This window comes from Thermostichus sp. MS-CIW-36 (assembly GCF_054059035.1).
Window position 1 is genome coordinate 1 of record NZ_JBSSBR010000064.1, and the last position, 1004, is coordinate 1004.

Here is a 1004-nt window from a genome sequence, read left to right on the forward strand (position 1 = left end):
TACAGCCTTTTAATTTAAAATAGGGTACAGGTATTCAAGAGGAAGGAGAGAAAGGAATGCCGACTCATTCTTTGGATTTGCGGCAAAGAGTTGTAGCAGCCTATCAGGCAGGTAACACCTCCATCCGCCAGGTAGCTAAACGCTTCATGGTGACCAAAAGAACAGTACACCGCTGGGTGCGTCAGTACCAACAAACTCAAGATTTAGCCCCTAAGAAAGCAGGCACCAAGCGAGTGGGCATTTTGGAACAACATCGGCAGGAAGTGATGGCAATTATTACAGAACACCCAGACTTCTACCTGTGGCAGTATCAAGAACTGTTGCGCGAGCGCTTAGGAATCAATGTAAGCATCGTCACGATACATAATTTCTTGAAAAAGCAAGGAATGACTCTAAAAAAAAGACCTACCGCAGTGCAAAAGTCAAAGAAGAGGAGGTGCAAAGGGAACGACTAGCTTATAGTCAAGAAGTCAGGAATATTCCAGCGGAGGATTTGATTGCCATCGACCAGACGGGAGTCTGGGAGGGAATGGAGCGGAGAGTATCTCGGAGTTTACGTGGTCAAAGGGCTTATCATTATCGTCAGAGATACAAGGGTGAAAAGTATACGGTTATTGGAGCTATTTCCTTGAGAGGTGTAGTTGGCTGTCGTGTCATCAAGGGTGGGATGAAGAAAGGAGATTTTTTGGAGTTTTTGAGAAGCGAGCTATGTCCGAAGCTAGATGCGAGGAAGGTTGTGATTATGGACAATTTAAATATCCACAAGAGTCGGGAAGTTGAGGAATTGATTAGGGGTACAGGAGCACGAATCCTATACCTGCCTGTGTATGCGCCGGAGTTGAATCCCATTGAGATGATGTGGTCGGTGTTGAAGCATTTTATTCGGCAGCTTTGCAGAATTGGGAAATATAGCATGGAGCAGATAGTGAAGACTTCTTTACTACTGATCAATCCATCCTCCTTCCGAAGTTGGTTTGCTAAGTGCTGCTATTGTACCCCTTGAG

The 1004-nt window shown here is 45.2% G+C and carries 1 protein-coding gene; it reads left to right on the plus strand.

The window, feature by feature from the left end; translation table 11 throughout:
- Positions 1-56: 56 nt before the first annotated feature.
- Positions 57-1003 (plus strand): IS630-like element ISSoc15 family transposase gene (locus ACVWVQ_RS14260; RefSeq protein ID WP_148203181.1). Its coding sequence is split into 2 segments (ribosomal slippage): positions 57-393 and positions 393-1003, totalling 948 coding nucleotides; the frame shifts between segments, so codons are not numbered across the junction.
- The last annotated feature ends 1 nt before the right edge of the window (position 1004 follow it).